Origin of the sequence: Mesorhizobium sp. M7A.T.Ca.US.000.02.2.1 (assembly GCF_003996995.1) — a bacterium.
Classification (GTDB): Bacteria; Pseudomonadota; Alphaproteobacteria; order Rhizobiales; family Rhizobiaceae; genus Mesorhizobium.
Genome location: NZ_RZTT01000054.1, coordinates 1 through 21,757 on the forward strand (window position 1 = coordinate 1; position 21,757 = coordinate 21,757).

Below are 21,757 nucleotides of genomic sequence, written 5' to 3' on the forward strand. Positions count from 1 at the left end.
GTTGTGATCCGGTCCGCGCTTCAGATCGTCTTCGCGCGAATAGTCGCCGTGGCGCCGCCTGAAGGACGATTAGGGCGCCGTCCCATCTCCATCCCGCAGCCCGGAAGCAAGGCGGCAAACCTTGTCTTGTCATCCCCGCCATGGTAGCGAACGCCCGATTTCAATTCGGTCAGCGACGCTGCCCAGGCAAGAGGACAAGGCTTATGGCCAGCAAAGATGACGCGCCGGTCGGCGCAGCCAACGGAAACGGCAATGCGGCGCAGCCGTCGCTCAACGTTCTGGCGCAATATGTGAAGGACCTGTCCTTCGAAAGCCCCGGCGCGCCCAATTCGCTGCGCGGCCGCGACAAGGCGCCGGGCATCGCCATCAACGTCAACGTCAACGCCAACCCGCTCTCCGACAAGCAGTTCGACGTCAATCTGACGCTGAACGCCAAGGCGTCCTTCGACCAGGAAGTGCTGTTCAATGTCGAGTTGGTCTATGGCGGCGTGTTCGCCATTGCAGGTTTTCCGCAGGAGCACATGCTGCCGATCCTGTTCATCGAATGCCCGCGCCTTTTGTTCCCGTTCGCCCGCCAGATCATCGCCGAGGCAACCCGCAATGGCGGCTTCCCGCCGCTGATGCTCGACCCCATCGACTTCGCACAGATGTTCCAGCAGAAGCTGGCCGAGGACGAGGCGTCCAAGGTCAAGGTGAGCTGAGCTCGGCTGCCATCGCTGTTGTTTTCTGAGAACCCGGCCTCGCGCCGGGTTTTCTGTTTGAGGTGCTGGAGAGATAGCTGAGGCGCCGGCGCCCTTCGAATGGCCTAGCCGTCCCGTCTTCGTCATCCTAGGGCGAAGCAAGGAGCGAAGCGACGCAGCGCAGACCCTAGGATCCATGCCGTGACGTGTGCCTTAGAATGCAACGGATCAGAATGGCGCTTGCCCCCGCGCCTATGCTCGCTACGCTAAAACGATGACCGGCTATGTCTACATGACTGCGAGCCAGAAGGCCGGCACCATCTATATCGGTGTCACCAACGATCTCGGTCGCCGCATGCCGGAGCACAAATCCGGTGAGGGCTCGCGCTTCACCAGCCGCTACGGTGTTCAGCGGCTGGTCTGGTACGAAGAATTTTTCGATATCACCGATACCATCCAGCGCGAGAAGTCACTGAAGCGCTGGCCGCGCCAATGGAAGATCGAGTTGATCGAAAAAGCCAATCCGGAATGGTTCGAGCTGTTTCGCGGGACGGGGTGGTAGGCGTTCGGTTCCTTGCACCGCCGGAGCACTGCACCACTGTCACGGCATGGATCCTAAGGTCTCCGCTGCGTCGCTTCGCTCCTGCTCCGCCCTAGGATGACGAAGCCGCAAGGGTTTCGGTCAGCAATTGCTCAGCCAGCCGCAACCTTCAGCCAGAGTGCCTTTTCGCCAAGCGTCCCGACCATGCCGGTGTGCGCGGCGCGTTCGGCTTCGGTGACACGCGGCGGCAGGGGTGCCGGGCGCTGGCTGATGATGATTTCGATCTGGCGGACATTCTCGCCTTGCGCCGGCGCGGTGGCGCTGTCGAGGATAAGGGCCGCCTGCTTGCCGCCGATCAGCTCGATATAGACCTCGGCCAGCAGCTCGGAATCGAGCAGGGCGCCGTGCTTGGTGCGCTTGGTGTTGTCGATGCCGTAGCGCCGGCAGAGCGCATCGAGCGAATTCGGACCCATCGGGTGCTTGCGGCGCGCCAGCGCCAGCGTGTCGACGACAAAACCATTGTCTATGACCGGGTGACCAAGCCGGCCGAATTCGACGTTGAGGAAGCCGACATCGAAAGTGGCGTTGTGGGCGACCAGCTTGGCGCCGTCGGTGAAGTCCAGCCACTCCTGCACAATCTCGGCAAAGGTCGGCTTGCCCGCGAGGTCCGCCGCGCTGATGCCGTGCACCGCCTGCGCCTCGGCGTGGATAGCACGGCCTTGCGGGTTGATATAGCGGTGGAAGGTCCTGCCGGTCGGGAAGCGGTTGACCAGCTCGACGCCGCCCAGCTCGATGACGCGGTCGTCGCGCGAATCGAGGCCGGTGGTTTCCGTGTCGAAGATGATCTCACGCATCGAATCAGTCGCTCCGCTCCAAGGGAGCAGATTCATACAACGGAACAAAATGGCAATGAGAAACGGCGTTGCCTAGGACAATCGCCACAGGTTTGCGCTGCCCCTCATCGCCCTGCCGGGCACTTCTCCCCGTATAGTGACGGGGAGAAGGGGCTGGCCGCAACCTCGGCTCCCTTTCCGAAACCTTGGAGATTGGCGAAATCCCTTGCAACAGCGTCCTTCTCCCCATCACTATACGGGGAGAAGATGCCGGCAGGCAGATGAGGGGCGGAGCCGACATCAGCCAGTGTCAGCGGCCTGGTTTGCCGACTCCTATCAGCTGCCTGATGATCGCATTGACCGCCGCGCGCGCGGCGTCCAGCCCCTGGCCGGTGTCGACGATGAAATCGGCCTGACGCCGCTTTTCCGCATCCGGCACCTGCTTGGCCAGGATCGACGCCAGCTTTTCCTCCGTCATGCCAGGCCGCGCCAGCACGCGGGCGCGCTGGGTCTCGGCCGGCGCAGTGACGACAACGACCTTGTCGACGCGGTTGCGGCCGCCGGTTTCGAACAGCAGGGGGATATCGAGGACGGCGGTCGGCGCGCCTGATCCACGATGCCTGGCCAGAAAGGCATCGGCGTCGGCGCGCACCAGCGGATGGATGATCGCCTCGAGCCGCTTCAGCGCGGCGGCGTCACCGAGCACGCGCGCGCCAAGCTTTGCCCGGTCGACCACCCCGGCAGATGTGGTGCCGGGAAAGGCGGCCTCGACCAACGGGGCTGCCTTGCCGGCATAGAGGCGATGCACCGTCTCGTCGGAATCATGGACCGGCACGCCGGCGTCAGCGAACATCCTGGCCGTAGTCGACTTGCCCATGCCGATGGAGCCGGTGAGGCCGAGCACGATCATGGCTTCGGCACCAGATCGGCGACGATTAGCGCCCGGAGTTCGGCCGTCACCCGCGGCCTGACGCCGAACCAGCGCTCGAAGCCGGGCACGGCCTGATGCAGCAGCATGCCAAGGCCGTCGACCGCCTTCAGATTTCGCCCACGGGCGGCCGCGAGCAGCGGCGTCTCCAGCGGCACATAGACGATGTCAGTGACGATGGCATGGTCGGGCAGCCGGGCGGGATCGGCCGACAGGCCTTCATTGCCATGCATGCCGAGCGCGGTGGTGTTGACCAGCAGGCCGGCATCGCCGAGCAGTTCATCCGTCGCCGCCATGCCATGCGCCGAAACGCCGGCGCCGAAACGATCGCGCAATTCCTGCGCCCGGGCCACAGTGCGGTTGACGATGCGGATGTCGGTCACACCGCGCTCCTTCAGCGCATGGATGACGGCGCGCGACGCGCCGCCGGCGCCGAGCACCACCGCCGGACCCTTGCTTGCCCAGCCCGATGCATGATCGTCGAGGTTGGCGGCAAAGCCGTGACCGTCGGTGTTGCCGGCCCACAGGACGCCGTCCTCGAACCACAGCGTGTTGACGGCGCCGATTTCCTGCGCCGCCTCGTCGCGCTGGTCGGCCAATGCGAAAGCGGCTTCCTTGTGCGGGATGGTGATGTTGCCGCCCTGATAACCGTTCGCCTGCAACGTCTTCAAGAACACGGCAAAGTCTTGCGGCGCGACATCGATGGCCTGGTAGCTTCCGTCGATGCCATGTTTGGCCAGCCAGTGGCCATGGATCTTCGGCGAGCGCGAATGCTTGACCGGATGGCCCGACACGAAGGCTTTTTTCGACGCCTCAGCCATCGATCGCTCCCAGCGTGCGCAGTTCGGCGAGCAGCGGCAGAAGCGGCAAGCCGACAATGGTGAAATGATCGCCTTCGATTTTCTCGAACAATTGAATGCCTTCGCCTTCGATCTGATAAGCGCCGACGCTCCCCAGCGCCTTGGCGCCGACGCGGGCGAGGTGGCGGCCGATGAAGGCTGGGTCGAGCTTGCGCATGGTCATCGAGGCGATGCCGACATGCCGCCACAAAACCTTGCCGTCGCGGACCAGAACAGCGGCGCTGTTGAGCTGATGGGTCCTGCCCGACAGCGCCAGCAGATGACGGCGTGCGCCTTCCCTATCGGCCGGCTTGTGGAACACCTCGTCGCCGAGCGACAGCGTCTGGTCGCAGCCCAGCACCAGGGCACCCGGCCTGCGCTCGCTGACTTCGCTGGCCTTGGCCTCGGCCAGCACCAGGGCGACGTCCTCGGGCGAGACACCGCTATCCTGCAACGGCGCCTCGAGCGCGCGCTCGTCGACATCGGCCGGGACGGCTTCGACATCGACGCCGGCATTGACGAGCATCGCCTTGCGGAACGGACTGCCGGAAGCGAGGATGAGTTTTTCGGTCATTTTGCACTCGGGCGCAGACACAGGCGCGGTTGGGGTTTGATCAGCTCTAGTCCTGTAAGGTTAGCGCTGCCCCTCATTGTCCTGCCGGACATTTCTCCCCGTATAGAGACGGGGAGAAAGGGGCAGCTTCAGCGCTGGCGCTGTTTCCAGCCACAGTCGCGATTGGCGAAACCATCAATGACAGCGCCCTCTCCCCGTCACTATACGGGGAGAGGATGCCGGCAGGCAGGTGAGGGGCGGGGCCGAATTTCCTCCAGGGAAGACTCGGAAAACGCACTCCTCGCTCATCTATCTATTCTTCCCCCGCAGGGCAACGATGGCCGCCGCCGTTTCCTCGATCGAGCGGCGGCTGACGTCGATCATCGGCCAGCCGTGGCGCGTGCAGATCTTGCGGGCATAGGCGAGCTCTTCGCCGATTGCGGCGCGGTCGACATAATCCGATGCCTCATACGAGCCGCTGTTGCCGAGGATGCGGTTTTGCCGGACATGCGAGATGCGCTCGGCGGTGGCGATCAGCCCGACGATCAGCGGCTTGCTGGCGGCAACCAGGCTTTCCGGCACCGGCACGCCGAGCACGATCGGGATGTTGGCGGTCTTGATCCCGCGGTTGGCGAGATAGATGCTGGTCGGCGTCTTCGACGTGCGAGAAATGCCGATCAGCACCACATCGGCATCGTCCATATTGAGCGGCAACTGGCCGTCATCATGGTCCATGGTGAAATTGAGCGCGTCGATGCGGCGGAAATATTCGGCGTCGAGGACATGCTGGGCACCGACGCGGCGACCGGCCGGGGTGCCGAGATAGGACTGGAACACGGTCAGCACCGGCTCCAGCACCGACACGCAGGGCAGGCCCATGGCCGCGCAGCGCTCGTCGATGCCGCGCGCCAGCTTCTGGTCGACGACCGTATAGAGGATGATGCCCGGTTCCTCCTCGATGTCCTCGAACACCTTCGCCACCTGCTTTTCGGTGCGGATAAGCGGATAGATATGCTCGATGGCGCGCGCATCCTTGTACTGCGCCGAAGCCGCCCGGCCGGCGGCGAGCAGCGTTTCGCCGGTCGCGTCGGAAATCAGGTGCAGGTGGAAGAAGCTCTGGGGTTTGTTCACAGGGGGTCACCTGGGGCTGTGGGCTTCTGTGGATAAAGCGGGATGAAAAGACGGGTCGGTCGGAAGCGACTGTATCAGATGGCAGTTTGTCCACAATTCGATGCGCTGTCAGCTTCGTCGGGTGACTGGGGACAAGTTTGGGGACGGCTTTTTTCGACTGCGGGCCGTCCACAGGACCTGCCTTTCACCACTGTGCCTAACACTTTGACTCGACTGATCGATTCAGAGCTATCCCCAGAACCCTACATCCGGGAAAAAGAAGCACGCGACAATATGTTGGCTGGTGTTTTCCGGGGCAAAGCGGGACAGGTGACAACCACCAGAACCAACAGACTCTTAGAATCAGAAGAATCTTAGATATAAGAATCTTTGATTATAGAAGAGGCTGGGAGAAGCGAGCGCCCGATGCCCCAGAACCGGATCATGCTGGATGTCCTGAAGGGCAAGGCTCATTTTCCGCCTCCGCTCTGGATGATGCGTCAGGCCGGACGCTATCTGCCGGAGTATCGGGAGACACGCAAACGCGCGGGCTCGTTCCTGGACCTCTGCTATGATCCCGACCTTGCGGTCGAAGTGACCTTGCAGCCGATCGAGCGTTTTGGTTTCGATGCCTCGATCCTGTTTTCCGATATCCTTGTGGTTCCGCATGCGCTTGGCCGTGACGTCCGCTTCGAAGAGGGCAGAGGGCCGCTGCTGACGCCGATCACCGCGCCGGAGATTTTGGCTCTGGAAGGCAAGGTGTTTCACGTGAATCTCGAACCGGTCTACGAGACGGTTCGCAGGTTGCGGGCCAAACTGCCCGAAGAGACAACCCTGATAGGCTTCTGCGGCGCGCCGTGGACGGTGGCGACCTACATGATCGCCGGTCATGGCACGCCCGACCAGGCGCCGGCGCGGCTTTTTGCCTATCGCGAACCGGTGGCCTTTCAACGATTGCTGAAGGTGCTTGCCGAACATTCGGCCGCCTATCTCATCCGCCAGATCGAGGCGGGTGCGGATGTGGTGCAGATATTCGATTCCTGGTCCGGCGTGCTGGACGATGAGAGTTTCGACCTGTTCTGCGTTCAGCCGATGGCCGAGATCGTTGGCCGGGTGCGGGCGGTTCATCCCGATGTCCCGATCATCGGTTTTCCCAAGGGTGCCGGTTCGCGCTACCGGACATATCGACAGAAGACCGGCGTGACGGCGCTGGGGATCGACTGGACGGTACCCCTGATCGCGGCGAAGGAATTGCAGCGCTCGGGTGCGGTTCAGGGCAATCTCGATCCCTTGCGGCTCGTGGCTGGCGGCAAGGCGCTATCCGACGGCGTCGAGGCGATCCTGGGAGCGCTGGGAGACGGACCGCTGATCTTCAATCTCGGTCATGGCATCACGCCGGAGACGCCGATCGCCCATGTCGAGGCGATGGTGAAACAGGTGCGGAGCGCGACACGCTGATGGCTGAGATGAAAAACACGAACAGCACCGGTCAGGCGATGATGCGGATGATGTCAGGTATCGCGGTGCTGGTCGTTCTCACCGCGCTTTTGTATTTCGCGGCACCCGACAGCTTCTATCTCTGGGCAAAGGGGATCCATATCCTCGCCGTCATCTCATGGATGGCGGGCATGCTCTATCTGCCGCGGCTGCTGGTCTATCATGCCGATGCCGAGAAGGGCTCGGTGCAATCGGAGACCTTCAAGGTGATGGAGCGGCGCCTGCTGCGCGGCATCATCAACCCGGCGATGATCGTGACCTGGGTGTTCGGCCTGTGGCTCGCCTGGAAGGGTTTTGGTTTCCAGGGCGGCTGGCTGCATGCCAAGATCGGTGCGGTGCTTTTGCTGTCCGCCATGCATGGCTATCTCTCGGGCGCGGTGCGCAAATTCGCCGAGGACCGCAACGAAAAACCCGCCAGGCACTGGCGGATGGTCAACGAGATCCCCACATTGCTGATGATCGCAATCGTCATCCTGGTGGTGGTCAAACCGTTCTGATGGTTCGACTGATGCCTTCAAGCGTTGGCGCTGCCCCTCACCTGCCTGCCGGCATCCTCTCCCCGTATAGGGACGGGGAGAGGGGCGCTGTCATCGATGGTTTCGCCAATCATCAGCGTGGCCGGAAAGGGCGCCCGCGCTGAACCTGCCCCTTTCTCCCCGTCTCTATACGGGGAGAAATGTCCGGCAGGACAATGAGGGGCGGCGCCGACATCTCCGATTGACCGCTTCCCAGTCGACTGTGACTTGTAATTGCCGCTGTTAAAACGCAGCTTGCTCTTTCACCCGACCGACGATAAAAGACGGGTCTTCCTTCCCGTCATGCGCCGCCCCTCGTTGTTTTCGGCCGCGCCCGGCATTTGTCGCATCCCGCCGATATTTTCCCAAAGCCTACCCAGACTCCATCTATTCAAGGTCCGTCTATGCAAGAAATGAAACTCGCCGAGTTCAAGAACAAGAAACCGCCAGAGCTGATCGCTTATGCCGAATCGCTCGAGGTCGAAAACGCCAGCGTCATGCGCAAGCAGGAGCTGATGTTTGCGATCCTGAAGAAGCTGGCCGCCCAGGAGATCGAGATCATCGGTGATGGCGTGGTCGAGGTGCTGCAGGACGGTTTCGGCTTCCTGCGCTCCGCCAATGCCAATTATCTGCCAGGTCCCGACGACATCTATATTTCGCCGTCGCAGATCCGGCGCTTTTCGCTGAAGACCGGCGATACGGTCGAAGGGCCGATCCGCAGCCCGAAAGAGGGCGAGCGCTATTTCGCGCTGCTCAAGGTCAACACCATCAATTTCGACGATCCCGAAAAGATCCGGCACAAGATCCACTTCGACAATCTGACGCCGCTCTATCCGACCAAGCGGCTGAAGATGGAGATCGAGAATGCGACCACCAAGGACATCTCGCCGCGTGTGATCGACCTGGTCGCGCCGATCGGCAAGGGGCAGCGCGCTCTGATCAACGCGCAGCCGCGTACGGGCAAGACGGTTCTGATGCAGAACATCGCCCACTCGATCACCGCCAACCATCCGGAATGCTATCTGATCGTGCTGCTGATCGACGAGCGGCCGGAAGAAGTGACCGACATGCAGCGCTCGGTGAAGGGCGAGGTGATCTCCTCGACCTTCGACGAGCCGGCGGTGCGCCACGTGCAGGTCGCCGAAATGGTCATCGAGAAGGCCAAGCGCCTGGTCGAGCATGGCCGCGACGTCGTCATCCTGCTCGATTCGATCACCCGCCTCGGCCGCGCCTACAACACCGTCGTGCCGTCATCCGGCAAGGTGCTGACCGGCGGCGTCGACGCCAACGCGCTGCAGCGGCCGAAGCGCTTCTTCGGCGCCGCCCGCAACATCGAGGAAGGCGGTTCGCTGACCATCATCGCCACCGCGCTGATCGATACCGGCAGCCGCATGGACGAAGTCATCTTCGAAGAGTTCAAGGGCACCGGCAACTGCGAAATCCAGCTCGACCGCAAGGTGGCCGACAAGCGCATCTATCCGGCCATGGACATCTTGAAGTCCGGCACCCGCAAGGAAGACCTTCTGGTTTCCAAGCAGGATCTGCAGAAGATCTTCGTGCTGCGCCGCATCCTGGCGCCGATGGGAACCACCGACGCAATCGAGTTCCTGATCGACAAGCTGAAGCAGACCAAGACCAATGCGGATTTCTTCGATTCGATGAACACGTAACTGGCGAGGGCCAACGGGCAACTGCTTGCGCTGCCCCTCATCCGCCTGCCGGCACCTTCTCCCCATATAGTGACGGGGAGAAGGGAGATGGCCGCACCCTCGGCGCTCGTTCTGCTGCGTTGAAAATTGGCGAAACCGTCCATGACGGCGTCTTTCTCCCCGTCCCTATACGGGGAAAGATGCCCGGCAGGGCAATGAGGGGCGGCGCCAGCGCCGCAATTTTGGGCAGATCGAGCAGCGTTGCCCTTATCGCCCTCGCAACAATCGTTCCAACTCTTCAGCATCCGTCACGACCGGCAAACACACCTGCCCAGTACACAACCATGCACCCGCCTCGTTGGTCGGCGGCAGGATTCCGCCAGGCAGCAAGGGTCGATTCGTACCCGTACCTATCGGCACGACAACGTCGACGCGGCGGGGGTCGGGACTTCGATTCGCAACCGGAACGAGCTTTGGATCGTCAAGCGCATCGACGATGACCAGTTTGAGTGGCTCGATCGCCAGCGCGCAGGCGTTGACGATGCCGGCCTGGCCATAGGCCTGGTGCGCCGCGCGGCCGGCGGCATGCTCGGCGACTTGCCAGGCCCTTTCCTGCAGGTCGAGATTGCCGGTGACGGAGGCGAGCCGGACCAGTGCCTCGATGATCTGGCCGGTAGCGGAGGGAATCGCTTCGTCGACATCGCCGCGGATGCGGATCGGCACGTCGGTGCTGTCCGAGGCGGTCAGGTAGTAACCTGTCTTTTCGGTATCGGCGTGCCAATGGTCGAGCTGCTCGATAAACTGGCCGGCCTGGTCGACATAGCTCCAATTGCCAGTGGCCTCGAACAGCGAGATCGCTGCGTTGGCCATGGCGGCATAGTCGCTGGACAACGCAGGGAATAGTTTTCTGGCGCCGAGCATCGAATGCGGCAGACGGCCGTCGCGGCCGGCGGTGCTTATGTGGGCGAAGGCTTTTGCCGCCGAGTCGATCCAGTCGGGCCGCGCCAACGACCGACCGGCCTCGGCAAGTGCTGCGATCATCTGGCCGTTCCAGTCGGTGAGGGTTTTTGCGTCAAGACCGGGCCTGACCCGCTGTTCCCGCACGGTGAGGAGTTTCGCCTTGAGCGGGCCGATCTCTTCGCGATCGATCACATAGTGCGATTGCTGGGACAGGGTTTGGTGGACGACCGGCTTGCCTTCCCAGCCGTGCGGGCTGGAGAGCGTGAAGTGTTTTAAAAACAAGGCGGAATCGTCGCCGAGGGCGGCCTCGATCTCGTCTTGGCTCCAGGTGTAGAACAGTCCTTCCTCGCCGTCGCTGTCGGCATCGAGGCTGGCGGCAAAGGCGCCGCCGTCAACGCGCATCTCGCGCAGCAGCCAGCCGATCGTCTCTTCGATTCGGACCCGGAACAACTCGTTGCCGCTTGCGGCATGGGCCCAGTTGCAGAAGCGGATCAGCTGGGCATTGTCGTAGAGCATCTTTTCGAAATGCGGCACCAGCCATTCGGCATCGGTCGAGTAACGGCTGAGCCCGCCGCCGACATGGTCGTAGATGCCGCCGCTGACCATCTGTTCGAGGCTGTTGAGAACGTCGTCGCGATGGCTGGCGTTGCCGTCGCGCAGCCAGGACAGCCACAGCGTTTGCATGAACGGCGCATTGGGAAATTTCGGCGCGCCACGCAAGCCGCCGAGATCGCGGTCGATCATGCCGTCTATGCCCTTGGCAAGCTCAGCCAGCGTGTCGCGGTCGAGCCCTGTTTTCGCGTGCGAACCGGCGAGCCGTGCCTCGACATGTGTGGTCAGACCGTCGGCGCTCTGGTTGAGGCTCGCCCGCTTCTCGCGCCAGGCCTTGTCCACCGCCTCCATCACCTGGATGAAACCGGGGCGGCCGTAGCGTGGCTCTCGCGGAAAGTAGGTGCCGCCCCAGAACGGCTTGCCGTCCGGCGTCAGGAACATGGTCAGTGGCCAGCCACCCTGCTCGCCCATCGAGGACAGCGCCGCCATATAGATCTGGTCGATGTCGGGGCGCTCCTCGCGGTCGACCTTGATATTGACGAACAGACGGTTCATGACGGCGGCGACACCATCGTCCTCGAAGCTTTCATGCGCCATGACGTGGCACCAGTGGCAGGCGGCATAGCCGACCGAGAGCAGGATCGGCCTGTCCAGCGCGTTGGCCTCTTCGAGCGAAGCCGGCGACCAGGCGCGCCAATGCACGGGATTGCCGCTGTGCTGCTGCAGGTAGGGGCTGGCTTCTTCGGCAAGCAGGTTTTGCGCTGGCAGCGTCACTGGGCAAACTCGGGTGCGATTGGCTGATGGGCGTAAAGCTAGGGCGGTTCGGTAGAGCGGGCAAATGATTTCAGGCGATTCCATCGTAGCGCTGTCGAGCGGCCGGCTCCCGGCCGGCGTCGCCGTCATTCGCATTTCCGGCCCGCAGACTCGATTCGTAGTCGAAACGATTGCCGGGGGTATTGTTAAGCCCCGCGTCGCGGTCTTGCGCAGATTCAGGGCGCCCGATGGAACCGTGCTCGATAAGGGCTTGGTCGTCTTCTTTCCCGGACCGGCCAGTTTTACGGGCGAGGATGTGGCGGAATTCCACGTTCATGGCGGACGCGCCGTGGTGGCCAGGATGCTGGAGACGATTACTGGTTTTGACGGCGTCAGGCACGCGGAACCGGGCGAATTCACGCGCCGCGCCTTTCTCAACGGCAAGGTTGACCTGGTCGAGACCGAGGCGCTGGCGGATCTCATTAACGCCGAAACCGAGGCGCAGCGGCGCTTTGCCGTTCAGAATGCCGAAGGCGTTCAGAGCGAACTCTATCTCGGCTGGCGCCGCCGACTGATCCACGCCCGCGCCATGATCGAGGCCGAGATCGATTTTGCCGACGAGGACGATGTTCCCGGTTCCGTTTCGGATACGATTTGGTCCGATGTCAAAACTATGATCGGCGAGATCGACCGGCACATTGCCGGATTTCGCGCCGCCGAGATCATTCGCGACGGCTTCGAGGTCGTTATCCTTGGCGCGCCCAACGCCGGTAAGTCGAGTCTGTTCAACGCCCTGGCGCGGCGGGATGCCGCTATAGTAACGGATGAACCCGGCACGACGCGGGATCTGCTTGAAGTGACACTTGATCTCCAGGGGCTGCGGGTCCGGCTTACGGATACGGCCGGGCTGCGCGATGCGCCGGGGAAGGTCGAGGCGATCGGCATCGAGAAGGCCAGGGCCAAGGCGCATGGCGCCGATCTCTTGCTCTTGCTGCAGGACATCGCGAACCCAAGAGATGTCGGCGAGCTGCCGACTGTGGCGCCGACCGTGCGCGTCGGCACCAAGCTCGATCTGCTGGAAGACCGCGCGGCGAGTGACGCGACGGAGGATTATGACCTTGTCATTTCGGTAAAGAACGGGACGGGCATCGAGGAACTGCTGGGGGAAATCGGCCGGCGGGCGGCGGAAGCAGCCGGCAGCTTCGGCGATGTCCTGCCGTCGCGCCTTCGCCACGTTGAACTGCTTGGCGCGGCGAATAGTTACCTGGTTCGCGCAACCGACGGCCAGACTGTCGGGCAGGAATTGCGCGCCGAGGAGTTGCGGCTTGCAGCAGATCGCCTGGGCCGTATTGTCGGCGCCATTGACGTCGAGGACATGTTGGACGTGATTTTCTCACAGTTCTGCATTGGGAAATGACTCACGTGAAACGATGTGCTCTCGTAAAATGAATCAGTTTGTCGATGCAGAGATTTTGATGGACCGTTTGCGGAACGCCCCATCGCTTCGTCATCCACGGGCGGAGCAAGGAGCGTAGCGACGCGGCGCAGACCCGAGGATCCATGCCGCGACTTCTGAGCGCGCGCCACAGTGCAGAATTCTGATCCGCTGTACTCTTTGGCCAAGATCACGGCATGGATCCTAGGGTCTCCGCGACGTCGCTTCGCTCCTGCTTTGCCTTAGGATGACGAACGTTGCGAACGCTTGGGTAAGACCTTCGAGCAGCGGCAAGGTGCGACTCACGTGAAACATCGGTGCCCCGATGACTCACGTGAAACACACGCGATGGCGGTGCAAGGCTGTTTCACGTGAAACGACTCGCGGAGTTTTCTTGACAGCCAAGCCTCGCGGGGACATGTGTCCCTCAATCATTCGAGTCTGGGAAGTTTGTGATGACCAATCGCTATGATGTGGTTGTGGTGGGCGGCGGTCACGCGGGTTGCGAGGCGGCCAGCGCTGCCGCGCGCGCTGGTGCCAAGACCGCGCTGGTGACACTGCGCTTCGGCACGATCGGGGTCATGTCCTGCAATCCGGCGATCGGCGGGCTCGGCAAGGGCCATTTGGTGCGCGAGATCGATGCCATGGATGGCCTGATGGGGCGCGTGGCGGATGCGGCCGGCATTCAGTTCCGCCTGCTCAACCGCCGCAAGGGTCCCGCCGTGCGCGGCCCTCGTACGCAGGCCGACCGGAAGCTTTATCGCCTTGCCATGCAGGAAGCGATTCGGCAGCAGAACTATCTCGACGTGGTCGAAGGCGAGGTGCTGGATTTCGAGATCGCCGATGGGCGGATCACGGCTGTTCTCCTGGCCGACGGCAGGCGGCTTGGCTGTGGCGCGGTCGTGCTGACGACTGGAACTTTTTTGCGTGGGCTTATTCATATTGGCGAGAGGAAGATTGTCGCCGGCCGCATGAACGAGCAGGCCAGCCTTGGGCTCTCGGCGACGATGGACCGCGCGGGCTTCAAGCTTGGACGGCTGAAGACCGGAACGCCGCCGCGGCTCGATGGCCGGACCATCGACTGGGCGACTCTGGAAAGCCAGGCGGCGGATGCGGATCCGGTGCCGTTCTCGCTGATGACCGACCGCATCGAAACGCCGCAGATCGAGTGCGGCATCACACGCACGACCACGGCCACGCATGAGTTGATCCGCGCCAATCTTGGCCGCTCGGCCATGTATTCCGGTTCGATCGAGGGCGTCGGGCCGCGTTATTGCCCGTCGATCGAGGACAAGATCGTCAAGTTCGGCGATAGGGATGGGCACCAGATCTTTCTGGAGCCGGAAGGGCTGGACGATGATACCGTCTATCCCAATGGGATTTCCACCTCGTTGCCCGAAGATGTGCAGCTCGATATATTGAAAACCATTCCGGGGCTGGAGCGCGCAATCATGCTGCAGCCCGGCTATGCCATCGAGTATGATCATGTCGATCCGCGCGAACTGCATCAGACGCTGGAGACGAAGCGCATCGGTGGTCTCTTCCTCGCCGGGCAGATCAACGGCACGACCGGCTATGAGGAAGCAGCCGGGCAAGGCCTGCTCGCAGGCCTCAATGCGGCGCGGCGGGCGGCGGGGAGCGAGCAAATCGTGCTCAGCCGCACCGAGGCGTATATCGGCGTGATGGTCGACGATTTGACCAGCCGCGGCATCGCAGAGCCCTACCGGATGTTCACGTCACGGGCCGAGTTCCGGCTATCGCTGCGTGCCGACAATGCCGATGAGCGACTGACGCCTATGGCTGCGAAACTGGGCATCGCCTCGGCACAGCGCATGCAGCGCTACGGGCAGGTCATGCAAAGCCTGGATGAGGCACGGGATTTGGCGAAGTCGCTCGCCATGACGCCGAATGAGGCGGCGCGGCACGGGCTGGACATCAACCGGGATGGCGTGCGCCGGTCCGGCTATGAATTGCTTTCCTATCCCGACGTCGATGTCGCTTGGCTGGCTGGCGTCGATCCGCGCTTTGCGGCGATCGACGGCAAGACGGCGGAGCGCCTCGAGACGGAAGCGAAGTATTCTGTCTATCTTGATCGCCAGAAGACCGACGTGGCGCAGATCCGGCATGAGGAGAGCCGGCTGATCCCCGAGACGGTCGATTTCGCCGGAGTGCCGGGTCTGTCGAACGAGCTGAAGCAGAAGATGCAGGCGCGGCGGCCGCGCTCCATCGCCGATGCCCAGCGCATGGAAGGCATGACGCCGGCGGCGCTGGCGATCATCGTCGCGCATGTCCGTCACGCGGAGAGCGCCCAGCGCCCACAAAAGGATGTTGCGTGAGTTCTTTTTCCCTGGAGAGCCTGCAGGATGCGGCAGGCCCGGTTTCACGTGAAACATTCGATCGGTTGGTGGCGTTCGAGCAGATGTTCCAGAAATGGAACCGCAGCATCAACCTGGTGGCGCAATCGACGTCGGGCGATGTCTGGCAGCGCCATATCCTGGACAGCGCCCAACTCGGGCGCATAGAACCCGTTGCCACACGCTGGGTGGATCTCGGCTCGGGCGGTGGATTTCCAGGCCTTGTGATGGCGTTCCTGCTGGCCGAACGCGACGGCGCCAGCATCGACCTAGTTGAAAGCAATCGCAAAAAGGCGTCCTTCCTGCAGACCGTCGTCGGCCAGTTCAGCCTGCCGGCGCGGGTCGTGGCGCGCCGCATCGATGACAGCCACGCGCTTGTTTCGACGCCGCAAATCGTCACGGCGCGGGCGCTGGCTCCGCTTTCGACCTTGCTGGACCTGTCGGCGCCCTGGCTGATTTCGGGCGCGCGCGGCCTGTTCCACAAAGGCCGGGATTACCGCACCGAAGTGCAAGAAAGCGTTCACCGATGGTCCTTCGATCTGGTAGAACATCCAAGTGTGACCGACGTTGGCGGCGTCATCCTGGAATTGTCCAACCTGCGACCTGTCTGATCCGTCACTGACAGGCGATTTGGCGCCCAAAATGAACTTCTGGCATAAACCCATGATGAAGAATGGCCCCCGAATCATCACCGTAGCCAACCAGAAGGGCGGTGTCGGCAAGACGACGACCGCCATCAATCTGGCGACCGCGCTGGCTGCGATCGGCGAAAAGGTGCTGATCGTCGATCTCGATCCGCAGGGAAATGCCAGCACCGGTCTCGGCATCGACCGCAAGGACCGGACGGTGTCCTCCTATGACGTGCTGACCGGCGAGTTGGAGCTGGAGGCCGCGGCCATCCCCACAGCCGTGCCCGGCCTGTCGATCGTGCCGTCGACGCTCGATCTGCTCGGCATCGAAATGGAGATCGCCTCCGCGCCCGACCGGGTGCTCAAGCTGCGCAACGCGCTGCGCGCCGCTACCGAGCGCGGCGCACCGTTCGGCTATGTGCTGATCGACTGCCCGCCATCGCTCAACCTTTTGACTTTGAATTCAATGGCTGCAGCCGATTCTGTTCTTGTGCCGCTGCAATGCGAGTTTTTCGCGCTCGAAGGTCTCAGCCAGTTGCTGGAAACGGTCGAGCAGGTGCGCCGCTCGATCAATCCGGATCTGACCATCCAAGGCATCGTGCTGACCATGTATGACGGCCGCAACAATCTCGCCAACCAGGTCGTGCAGGATGTGCGGGCGCATATGGGCGACAAGGTCTACGAGACCATCATCCCGCGCAATGTGCGGGTGTCCGAGGCGCCGTCCTACGGCAAGCCGGCGATCCTCTACGATTTGAAATGCTCGGGCAGCCAGGCCTATCTGCAACTGGCATCGGAAGTGATCCGCCGCGAGCGCAAGTTACGCGCCGCTTGATGTGGCCGGATGCATAGTCAAGAGCCGATTCGATACCGAAACGATTTGGAATAGCCAACTGGAATAAAGATGAGCGAAGACCTTTCGAGAAAGAGACTGGGCCGCGGACTGGCAGCGCTGATCGGCGAGATTGATCGCCCAGTAGCACCTGAAAAACCGGGCATGAGCGCCGACGGCAAGGTGCCGATCGAGTTCCTGACCCCCAATCCGAAGAATCCCCGCCGGCATTTCGGCGACGCCGAGCTGACCGATCTTGCCCAGTCGATCCGCGAACACGGCGTCGTCCAGCCGGTGGTGGCGCGGCCTTCGCCGACACAGGCCGGACGCTACGAGATCATAGCCGGCGAGCGGCGCTGGCGTGCAGCGCAGCGCGCCGGGCTGTCCGAGATCCCGGTCATCATCCGTGAGGTCAACGATCGCACCGCGCTCGAACTGGCGATCATCGAGAACGTCCAACGCACCGATCTCAATGCGGTCGAGGAGGCGCTTGGTTATCAGCAGCTGATCGACGAGCACGGCTACACCCAGGCCGATCTCGGCCAGGTGATCGGCAAGAGCCGCAGCCATGTCGCCAACACGCTCAGGCTCTTGAAGCTGCCGGATGTGATCCGCGACATGCTGGTCGACGGCGCGCTGTCGGCGGGTCATGCCCGCACGCTGGTGACGGCGGAAGACCCGGCCGGCCTTGCCAAGCGCATCGTCGAAGAAGGACTTTCGGTGCGCCAGGCCGAAGCGCTGGCGCAGATGCCGGCCGGCACCAGCAGCGCCAGGGAAGCCAGGCCGGCGCCAAGTCCTGACGAAAAGGACGCCGACACGCTGGCGCTGGAAAAACTGTTGACCGATACGATCGGCATGATCGTTTCGGTGGATCACAAGGGCAGAGGCGGTGTGCTGCGGGTAGCCTATCGCTCGCTGGAACAGCTCGATGAGTTGTGCAGGCGGCTGAAGCAGGAACGATAATTAGCCGGCGAATTATCTTCAGGCCGGATTTTGGCGAAATCGGCGACGCCGCTAATCTCCCTCCTTGAGGGGGAGATGGCCGGCAGGCCAGAGGGGTCGCCTCACACCAAGCGCCGGCGCCCTTGTGGAAACGAAGAGGAGGCCAGCGCTCCACGCGCAACGACCCCCTCTGTCGCCTTCGGCGACATCTCCCCCTCGAGGGGGGAGATCAGGCGCGCTGCGCCAGCCTGCTACTCTCCACCGCAATGCCAAGCAGTGCCTGCCTCGCCAGCGCTACGGAAAGGTCCGGCCGCCGTCGTGTCTGCAGCACCGCCGTCTGCAGCCGGGTCAACGCGCGGCCGAGCGCGTCAGTGCTCCAGCGCTCCAGCGCCTTCTCGACCAGCTTGCGCCTGGAGAAAAACACCGGCGGGCGGGCGGCGGCGACGACCGAGGCGGCGTTGCGGTTGCCGGACTCCATCTGGCCGCGCATGATCTGGATCTGCTGCAGCTGTCGCATTGCCGAGGACAGCACCAGGAAGGGCTGGCCGCCGGACTGGCAATGGCGAGTGAAGGCGGTGTCGAAGTCGCCGATCTTGCCTTCGAGGAGCGCGTCGACCGCGTCGTCAAAAGAGGCGCCGGAGACGTCGCCCGACATCGCCTTGACCTCCTCCAGCCCGATCTCGCTCTGGCCATGGGCGTAGAGCACGAGCTTCTCGATCTCGCCGCGCGAGGCCAACCGGTCGCCGCCGAGATTGCGGCGCAGCGCCTGTCTCGCCTCCATGGTCATCGACATGCCGGCCTTGCTCAGTTCGGCGTGGATGACGCCGTCGATGTCGCGCGCTTCATCGGCATAGCAAGGCAGCGCCATGGCGTTGTCGGCCGCCTCGACGATGGCGCGCAATCCGACGCCTTTCTTGAGATCGCCGGCCTCGATGAGAATGATCGCATCGCGCGCAGGCTCCGCCGTCAGCGCCTTGACGTCGTCGGCCAATGCCTTCTGGCCGCTGGCATTGCGCACCCACAGCAGCCGCCGGTCGGAAAACATCGGCACGGTGCGGGCTTCGTCGAGCAGCCGGCCCTCGTCGCGGTCGACCTCCGAACCCTCCAGCCTGACCACCGAGAAGGGATCGTCGAGCGGCAGGCCGGTCTTGCCGGCAAACGCCTTCGCCCGCTCGGAGACGAGGCCGCGATCGGGGCCGTAAAGCAGGACGATCGAAATGCGCTGGTCCGGCTTCGCGAGCCAGCCGTCGACCTCGTAAGCTTTCTTCTGTGCCATGGCGGGTTGGTTAGCATGATGCGGGCGTGGGGTGAACCGGGGTGTGCGTGATCTCCCCCCTCGAGGGGGAGATGTCGCTTCGCGCTTCCCCAATCACCTTATCTGCCGGCAAACCCGGCTCAAACTTCTCTCTAATTGCGCATCCTCGCCCAACATCGACAAGAAATTTCGCCGACATATCTTCATCTTGGTGCGCGGGAGGCTGGATCGGCCGGCGCAGCCGGACCGACGTCCGCAGGCTACCCCGACGAATTCGCACTGGCCTGGCGGCGCAGATATGCAAATATCGATACCAGGCAACATTGGAGGACAAAGGTCATGGCCGATGCTGGGATGTTGCGTTTTCACGTTCCGGAACCGGAAGTGCGGCCGGGCGGAACGCCTGATTTTTCCAATGTGCCGATCCCGAAGGCCGGCTCGGTGCCGCGCCCTGACATCGATGTCGATCCGCGCACCATCCGCGATCATGCCTTCTCGATCATCCGCGTGCTGAACCGCACTGGCGAGGCCGTTGGTCCCTGGGCCGGACTGCTTTCAAGCGACGAGCTTTTGGCCGGCCTACGCCACATGATGACGCTGCGGACCTTCGACGCGCGCATGCAGATGGCGCAGCGGCAGGGCAAGACCTCGTTCTACATGCAGCATCTGGGCGAAGAGGCGGTGGCTTGCGCCTTCCGCAAGGCACTGGCGCCGGGCGACATGAATTTCCCGACCTATCGCCAGGCAGGGCTGCTCATCGCCGACGGCTATCCGATGGTCACGATGATGAACCAAATCTATTCCAACGAGGCGGATCCGCTGAAGGGCCGGCAATTACCGGTCATGTATTCGTCGAAGGAGCACGGCTTCTTCTCGATCTCCGGCAATCTGGCGACGCAGTACATCCAGGCGGTCGGCTGGGCGATGGCCTCGGCAATATCGAACGATTCGCGCATCGCAGCCGCCTGGATCGGCGACGGCTCGACGGCCGAATCCGATTTCCACTCGGCGCTGGTGTTCGCCTCGACCTACAAGGCGCCGGTCGTGCTCAATGTGGTCAACAACCAGTGGGCGATCTCGACCTTTCAGGGCATTGCGCGCGGCGGCTCGGGCACGTTCGCGGCAAGGGGGCTCGGCTTCGGCATCCCGTCGCTGCGCGTCGACGGCAACGACTATCTCGCCGTCCATGCGGTGGCCAAATGGGCGGCGGAGCGTGCGCGCAGCAATCTCGGGCCGACGCTCGTCGAATATGTCACCTACCGTGCCGGCGCGCATTCGAGCTCGGACGACCCGTCCGCTTACCGGCCGAAGACCGAATCCGACGCCTGGCCGCTCGGCGATCCGATCGTGCGGCTGAAAAACCATCTCATTCAGCTTGGCGTCTGGTCGGATGAGCGGCACACGCAGGCCGAGGCGGAAATCCTCGACACGGTTATCGCGGCGCAGAAGGAAGCCGAAAGCCACGGCACGCTGCATGCCGGCGGCAAGCCGTCGACGCGAGACATGTTCGAGGGGCTCTACGCCGAGATGCCGCCGCATCTCAGACGCCAGCGCCAGCAGGCGGGAGTCTGAGCCATGCCGAGACGGACCATGATCGAGGCCATTCGCGATGCCATGGATGTATCGATGGGGCGCGACGACAAAGTCGTCGTGTTCGGCGAAGATGTCGGCTTCTTCGGCGGCGTCTTCCGCTGCACGCAGGGCCTGCAGGCCAAATACGGCAAGAGCCGCTGCTTCGATGCGCCGATCAACGAATCCGGCATTGTCGGCTCGGCCATCGGCATGGCCGCCTATGGCCTGAAACCCTGCGTGGAGATTCAGTTTGCCGACTACATGTATCCGGCCTACGACCAGCTGACCCAGGAAGCGGCGCGGCTGCGCTACCGCTCGAACGGCGATTTCACCTGCCCGATCGTGGTGCGCATGCCGACCGGCGGGGGCATCTTCGGCGGCCAGACGCACAGCCAGAGCCCGGAAGCGTTGTTCACTCATGTGTCGGGGCTGAAGACCGTGGTGCCGTCCAACCCGCACGACGCCAAGGGGCTTTTGATCGCGGCGATCGAAGACCCCGATCCGGTGATCTTCCTCGAACCGAAGCGGCTCTACAATGGTCCGTTCGACGGCCATCACGACCGGCCGGTGACGCCGTGGTCGAAACATGAGCTCGGCGAGGTCGCCGACGGCCACTACACTGTGCCGCTCGGCAAGGCGGCGATCCGCAGGGCAGGCTCGGGCCTCACCGTGCTCGCCTACGGCACCATGGTTTATGTCGCGCAGGCGGCCGTCGAAGAAACGGGCATCGATGCCGAGATCATCGATCTCAGGACGCTTTTGCCGCTCGACCTCGACACGATCGTCGCCTCGGTCAAGAAGACCGGGCGCTGCGTCATCGTGCATGAGGCGACGCTGACGTCGGGCTTCGGCGCCGAACTGTCGGCGCTGGTGCAGGAAAACTGTTTTTATCACCTCGAAGCGCCGGTGGCGCGGGTCGCCGGCTGGGACACGCCCTATCCGCATGCGCAGGAGTGGGATTATTTCCCCGGCCCCGGCCGCGTCGGCCGCGCTTTGCTTGAAACCATGGGAGCCTGAGATGGGCGAACACATCATCAAGCTGCCCGATGTCGGCGAAGGTGTCGCCGAGGCCGAGCTGGTCGAATGGCACGTCAAGATCGGCGACATGGTGCGCGAGGACACTGTGCTTGCCGCCGTCATGACCGACAAGGCGACAGTCGAAATCCCGTCGCCGGTCGACGGCGAGATCCTGTGGCTGGGCGCCGAGATCGGCGACACGGTGGCGATCGGTTCGCCCATCGTGCGGCTGAAGGTGGCGGGCGAGGGGAATGTTGTCGCAGACACGAAATCGCCAGAGGTCACAGCGGCATCTACCCCCACCCCTAACC

At 63.1% G+C, this 21,757-nt stretch carries 20 protein-coding genes; 13 read left to right on the forward strand and 7 right to left on the reverse strand.

Annotated features, from left to right (window positions below; genetic code table 11):
* Nucleotides 1–203: 203 nt before the first annotated feature.
* Together secB and EOD15_RS07850 are read left to right on the forward strand one after the other, a co-directional pair.
* On the forward strand, nucleotides 204–701 hold the full coding sequence (gene secB, locus EOD15_RS07845; RefSeq protein WP_023813420.1) for a protein-export chaperone SecB: 498 nt from the start codon (nucleotides 204–206) through the stop codon (nucleotides 699–701).
* A 253-nt stretch (nucleotides 702–954) separates the two neighbouring features.
* Nucleotides 955–1,242 carry a GIY-YIG nuclease family protein gene (locus tag EOD15_RS07850; RefSeq protein ID WP_127323024.1) on the forward strand — a complete coding sequence of 96 codons (288 nt, stop codon included), beginning with the start codon at nucleotides 955–957 and terminating at the stop codon, nucleotides 1,240–1,242.
* A 131-nt stretch (nucleotides 1,243–1,373) separates the two neighbouring features.
* Here the strand turns inward: EOD15_RS07850 and dnaQ are convergent, their stop codons facing one another.
* From dnaQ to EOD15_RS07885, 5 genes are all read right to left on the reverse strand, one after another.
* Nucleotides 1,374–2,075, reverse strand: a complete 702-nt coding sequence (dnaQ, locus tag EOD15_RS07855; RefSeq protein WP_127323025.1) for a DNA polymerase III subunit epsilon — start codon at nucleotides 2,073–2,075, stop codon at nucleotides 1,374–1,376.
* 289 nt (nucleotides 2,076–2,364) lie between these two features.
* A complete protein-coding gene (gene coaE / locus EOD15_RS07865; RefSeq protein WP_127408406.1) occupies nucleotides 2,365–2,964 on the reverse strand; it encodes a dephospho-CoA kinase in 600 nt (199 codons plus the stop codon).
* Entirely contained in the window at nucleotides 2,961–3,803 is an 843-nt protein-coding gene (locus EOD15_RS07870) for a shikimate dehydrogenase (RefSeq protein ID WP_127320739.1), read from the reverse strand. Before EOD15_RS07870 ends, coaE begins: the two co-directional genes overlap by 4 nt.
* Complete coding sequence (locus EOD15_RS07875; protein WP_127320738.1) at nucleotides 3,796–4,395, reverse strand: Maf-like protein; 600 nt, start codon at nucleotides 4,393–4,395, stop codon at nucleotides 3,796–3,798. The genes EOD15_RS07870 and EOD15_RS07875 overlap by 8 nt, the downstream gene beginning before the upstream one ends.
* A gap of 288 nt (nucleotides 4,396–4,683) precedes the next feature.
* Complete coding sequence (locus EOD15_RS07885) at nucleotides 4,684–5,505, reverse strand: pyruvate, water dikinase regulatory protein (RefSeq protein ID WP_127320737.1); 822 nt, start codon at nucleotides 5,503–5,505, stop codon at nucleotides 4,684–4,686.
* A 405-nt stretch (nucleotides 5,506–5,910) separates the two neighbouring features.
* Between EOD15_RS07885 and hemE the strand changes: the two genes are divergently transcribed.
* The 3 genes from hemE (at nucleotide 5,911) to rho (ending at nucleotide 9,166) form a co-directional block, all read left to right on the forward strand.
* Nucleotides 5,911–6,942, forward strand: coding sequence for a uroporphyrinogen decarboxylase (gene hemE / locus EOD15_RS07890; RefSeq protein WP_127320736.1), 1,032 nt, complete (start codon nucleotides 5,911–5,913; stop codon nucleotides 6,940–6,942).
* Nucleotides 6,942–7,478 (forward strand): protoporphyrinogen oxidase HemJ, encoded by a 537-nt coding sequence (hemJ, locus tag EOD15_RS07895; RefSeq protein ID WP_127320735.1) that lies wholly within the window; start codon nucleotides 6,942–6,944, stop codon nucleotides 7,476–7,478. Before hemE ends, hemJ begins: the two co-directional genes overlap by 1 nt.
* A 422-nt stretch (nucleotides 7,479–7,900) precedes the next feature.
* Nucleotides 7,901–9,166 (forward strand): transcription termination factor Rho, encoded by a 1,266-nt coding sequence (gene rho / locus EOD15_RS07905; protein ID WP_127268017.1) that lies wholly within the window; start codon nucleotides 7,901–7,903, stop codon nucleotides 9,164–9,166.
* Between the two features lie 246 nt (nucleotides 9,167–9,412).
* Here the strand turns inward: rho and EOD15_RS07910 are convergent, their stop codons facing one another.
* The gene (locus EOD15_RS07910) at nucleotides 9,413–11,431 is read right to left on the reverse strand and encodes a thioredoxin domain-containing protein (protein WP_127320734.1); all 2,019 of its coding nucleotides are present in this window, start codon (nucleotides 11,429–11,431) and stop codon (nucleotides 9,413–9,415) included.
* Nucleotides 11,432–11,495: 64 nt separating this feature from the next.
* Here EOD15_RS07910 and mnmE point away from each other — a divergent pair, with 64 nt between their 5' ends.
* The 5 genes from mnmE to EOD15_RS07935 all read left to right on the forward strand — a co-directional run bounded on the left by mnmE (nucleotide 11,496) and on the right by EOD15_RS07935 (nucleotide 17,623).
* Nucleotides 11,496–12,827: a tRNA uridine-5-carboxymethylaminomethyl(34) synthesis GTPase MnmE gene (mnmE, locus tag EOD15_RS07915; protein WP_127320733.1), complete on the forward strand. Its 1,332-nt coding sequence runs from the start codon at nucleotides 11,496–11,498 to the stop codon at nucleotides 12,825–12,827.
* A gap of 473 nt (nucleotides 12,828–13,300) precedes the next feature.
* Nucleotides 13,301–15,181, forward strand: coding sequence for a tRNA uridine-5-carboxymethylaminomethyl(34) synthesis enzyme MnmG (mnmG, locus tag EOD15_RS07920; protein WP_127408407.1), 1,881 nt, complete (start codon nucleotides 13,301–13,303; stop codon nucleotides 15,179–15,181).
* On the forward strand, nucleotides 15,178–15,810 hold the full coding sequence (gene rsmG, locus EOD15_RS07925) for a 16S rRNA (guanine(527)-N(7))-methyltransferase RsmG (RefSeq protein ID WP_127322417.1): 633 nt from the start codon (nucleotides 15,178–15,180) through the stop codon (nucleotides 15,808–15,810). Before mnmG ends, rsmG begins: the two co-directional genes overlap by 4 nt.
* A gap of 52 nt (nucleotides 15,811–15,862) precedes the next feature.
* A complete protein-coding gene (locus tag EOD15_RS07930; RefSeq protein WP_081738757.1) occupies nucleotides 15,863–16,663 on the forward strand; it encodes a ParA family protein in 801 nt (266 codons plus the stop codon).
* Between the two features lie 69 nt (nucleotides 16,664–16,732).
* Nucleotides 16,733–17,623 (forward strand): ParB/RepB/Spo0J family partition protein, encoded by an 891-nt coding sequence (locus EOD15_RS07935; RefSeq protein ID WP_127322416.1) that lies wholly within the window; start codon nucleotides 16,733–16,735, stop codon nucleotides 17,621–17,623.
* 208 nt (nucleotides 17,624–17,831) lie between these two features.
* On the opposite strand, the gene holA is transcribed toward EOD15_RS07935, so the two are convergent.
* Nucleotides 17,832–18,878, reverse strand: a complete 1,047-nt coding sequence (holA, locus tag EOD15_RS07940; protein WP_127322483.1) for a DNA polymerase III subunit delta — start codon at nucleotides 18,876–18,878, stop codon at nucleotides 17,832–17,834.
* A 318-nt stretch (nucleotides 18,879–19,196) separates the two neighbouring features.
* On the opposite strand from holA, the gene EOD15_RS07945 reads away from it, so the two are divergent.
* The 3 genes from EOD15_RS07945 to EOD15_RS07955 form a co-directional block, all read left to right on the forward strand.
* Nucleotides 19,197–20,429, forward strand: a complete 1,233-nt coding sequence (locus tag EOD15_RS07945) for a 3-methyl-2-oxobutanoate dehydrogenase (2-methylpropanoyl-transferring) subunit alpha (protein ID WP_127322482.1) — start codon at nucleotides 19,197–19,199, stop codon at nucleotides 20,427–20,429.
* 3 nt (nucleotides 20,430–20,432) lie between these two features.
* Nucleotides 20,433–21,446, forward strand: coding sequence for an alpha-ketoacid dehydrogenase subunit beta (locus EOD15_RS07950; protein ID WP_127322481.1), 1,014 nt, complete (start codon nucleotides 20,433–20,435; stop codon nucleotides 21,444–21,446).
* A gap of 1 nt (nucleotide 21,447) precedes the next feature.
* Nucleotides 21,448–21,757, forward strand: a 310-nt coding sequence (locus EOD15_RS07955; RefSeq protein WP_292702464.1) for a biotin/lipoyl-containing protein, incomplete at its 3' end; no start/stop codon positions are given.

What these genes read in the sequence shown, in the direction of transcription:
- EOD15_RS07930 (WP_081738757.1), top strand. Translation starts at nt 15,863, where the DNA reads ATGATGAAGAATGGCCCCCGAATCATCACCGTAGCCAACCAGAAGGGC.
- EOD15_RS07870 (WP_127320739.1), bottom strand. Translation starts at nt 3,803, where the DNA reads ATGGCTGAGGCGTCGAAAAAAGCCTTCGTGTCGGGCCATCCGGTCAAG.
- EOD15_RS07950 (WP_127322481.1), top strand. Translation starts at nt 20,433, where the DNA reads ATGCCGAGACGGACCATGATCGAGGCCATTCGCGATGCCATGGATGTA.
- secB (WP_023813420.1), top strand. Translation starts at nt 204, where the DNA reads ATGGCCAGCAAAGATGACGCGCCGGTCGGCGCAGCCAACGGAAACGGC.
- EOD15_RS07945 (WP_127322482.1), top strand. Translation starts at nt 19,197, where the DNA reads ATGGCCGATGCTGGGATGTTGCGTTTTCACGTTCCGGAACCGGAAGTG.
- EOD15_RS07935 (WP_127322416.1), top strand. Translation starts at nt 16,733, where the DNA reads ATGAGCGAAGACCTTTCGAGAAAGAGACTGGGCCGCGGACTGGCAGCG.
- holA (WP_127322483.1), bottom strand. Translation starts at nt 18,878, where the DNA reads ATGGCACAGAAGAAAGCTTACGAGGTCGACGGCTGGCTCGCGAAGCCG.
- mnmG (WP_127408407.1), top strand. Translation starts at nt 13,301, where the DNA reads ATGACCAATCGCTATGATGTGGTTGTGGTGGGCGGCGGTCACGCGGGT.
- EOD15_RS07875 (WP_127320738.1), bottom strand. Translation starts at nt 4,395, where the DNA reads ATGACCGAAAAACTCATCCTCGCTTCCGGCAGTCCGTTCCGCAAGGCG.
- rho (WP_127268017.1), top strand. Translation starts at nt 7,901, where the DNA reads ATGCAAGAAATGAAACTCGCCGAGTTCAAGAACAAGAAACCGCCAGAG.
- hemE (WP_127320736.1), top strand. Translation starts at nt 5,911, where the DNA reads ATGCCCCAGAACCGGATCATGCTGGATGTCCTGAAGGGCAAGGCTCAT.
- hemJ (WP_127320735.1), top strand. Translation starts at nt 6,942, where the DNA reads ATGGCTGAGATGAAAAACACGAACAGCACCGGTCAGGCGATGATGCGG.
- mnmE (WP_127320733.1), top strand. Translation starts at nt 11,496, where the DNA reads ATGATTTCAGGCGATTCCATCGTAGCGCTGTCGAGCGGCCGGCTCCCG.
- dnaQ (WP_127323025.1), bottom strand. Translation starts at nt 2,075, where the DNA reads ATGCGTGAGATCATCTTCGACACGGAAACCACCGGCCTCGATTCGCGC.
- coaE (WP_127408406.1), bottom strand. Translation starts at nt 2,964, where the DNA reads ATGATCGTGCTCGGCCTCACCGGCTCCATCGGCATGGGCAAGTCGACT.
- EOD15_RS07850 (WP_127323024.1), top strand. Translation starts at nt 955, where the DNA reads ATGACCGGCTATGTCTACATGACTGCGAGCCAGAAGGCCGGCACCATC.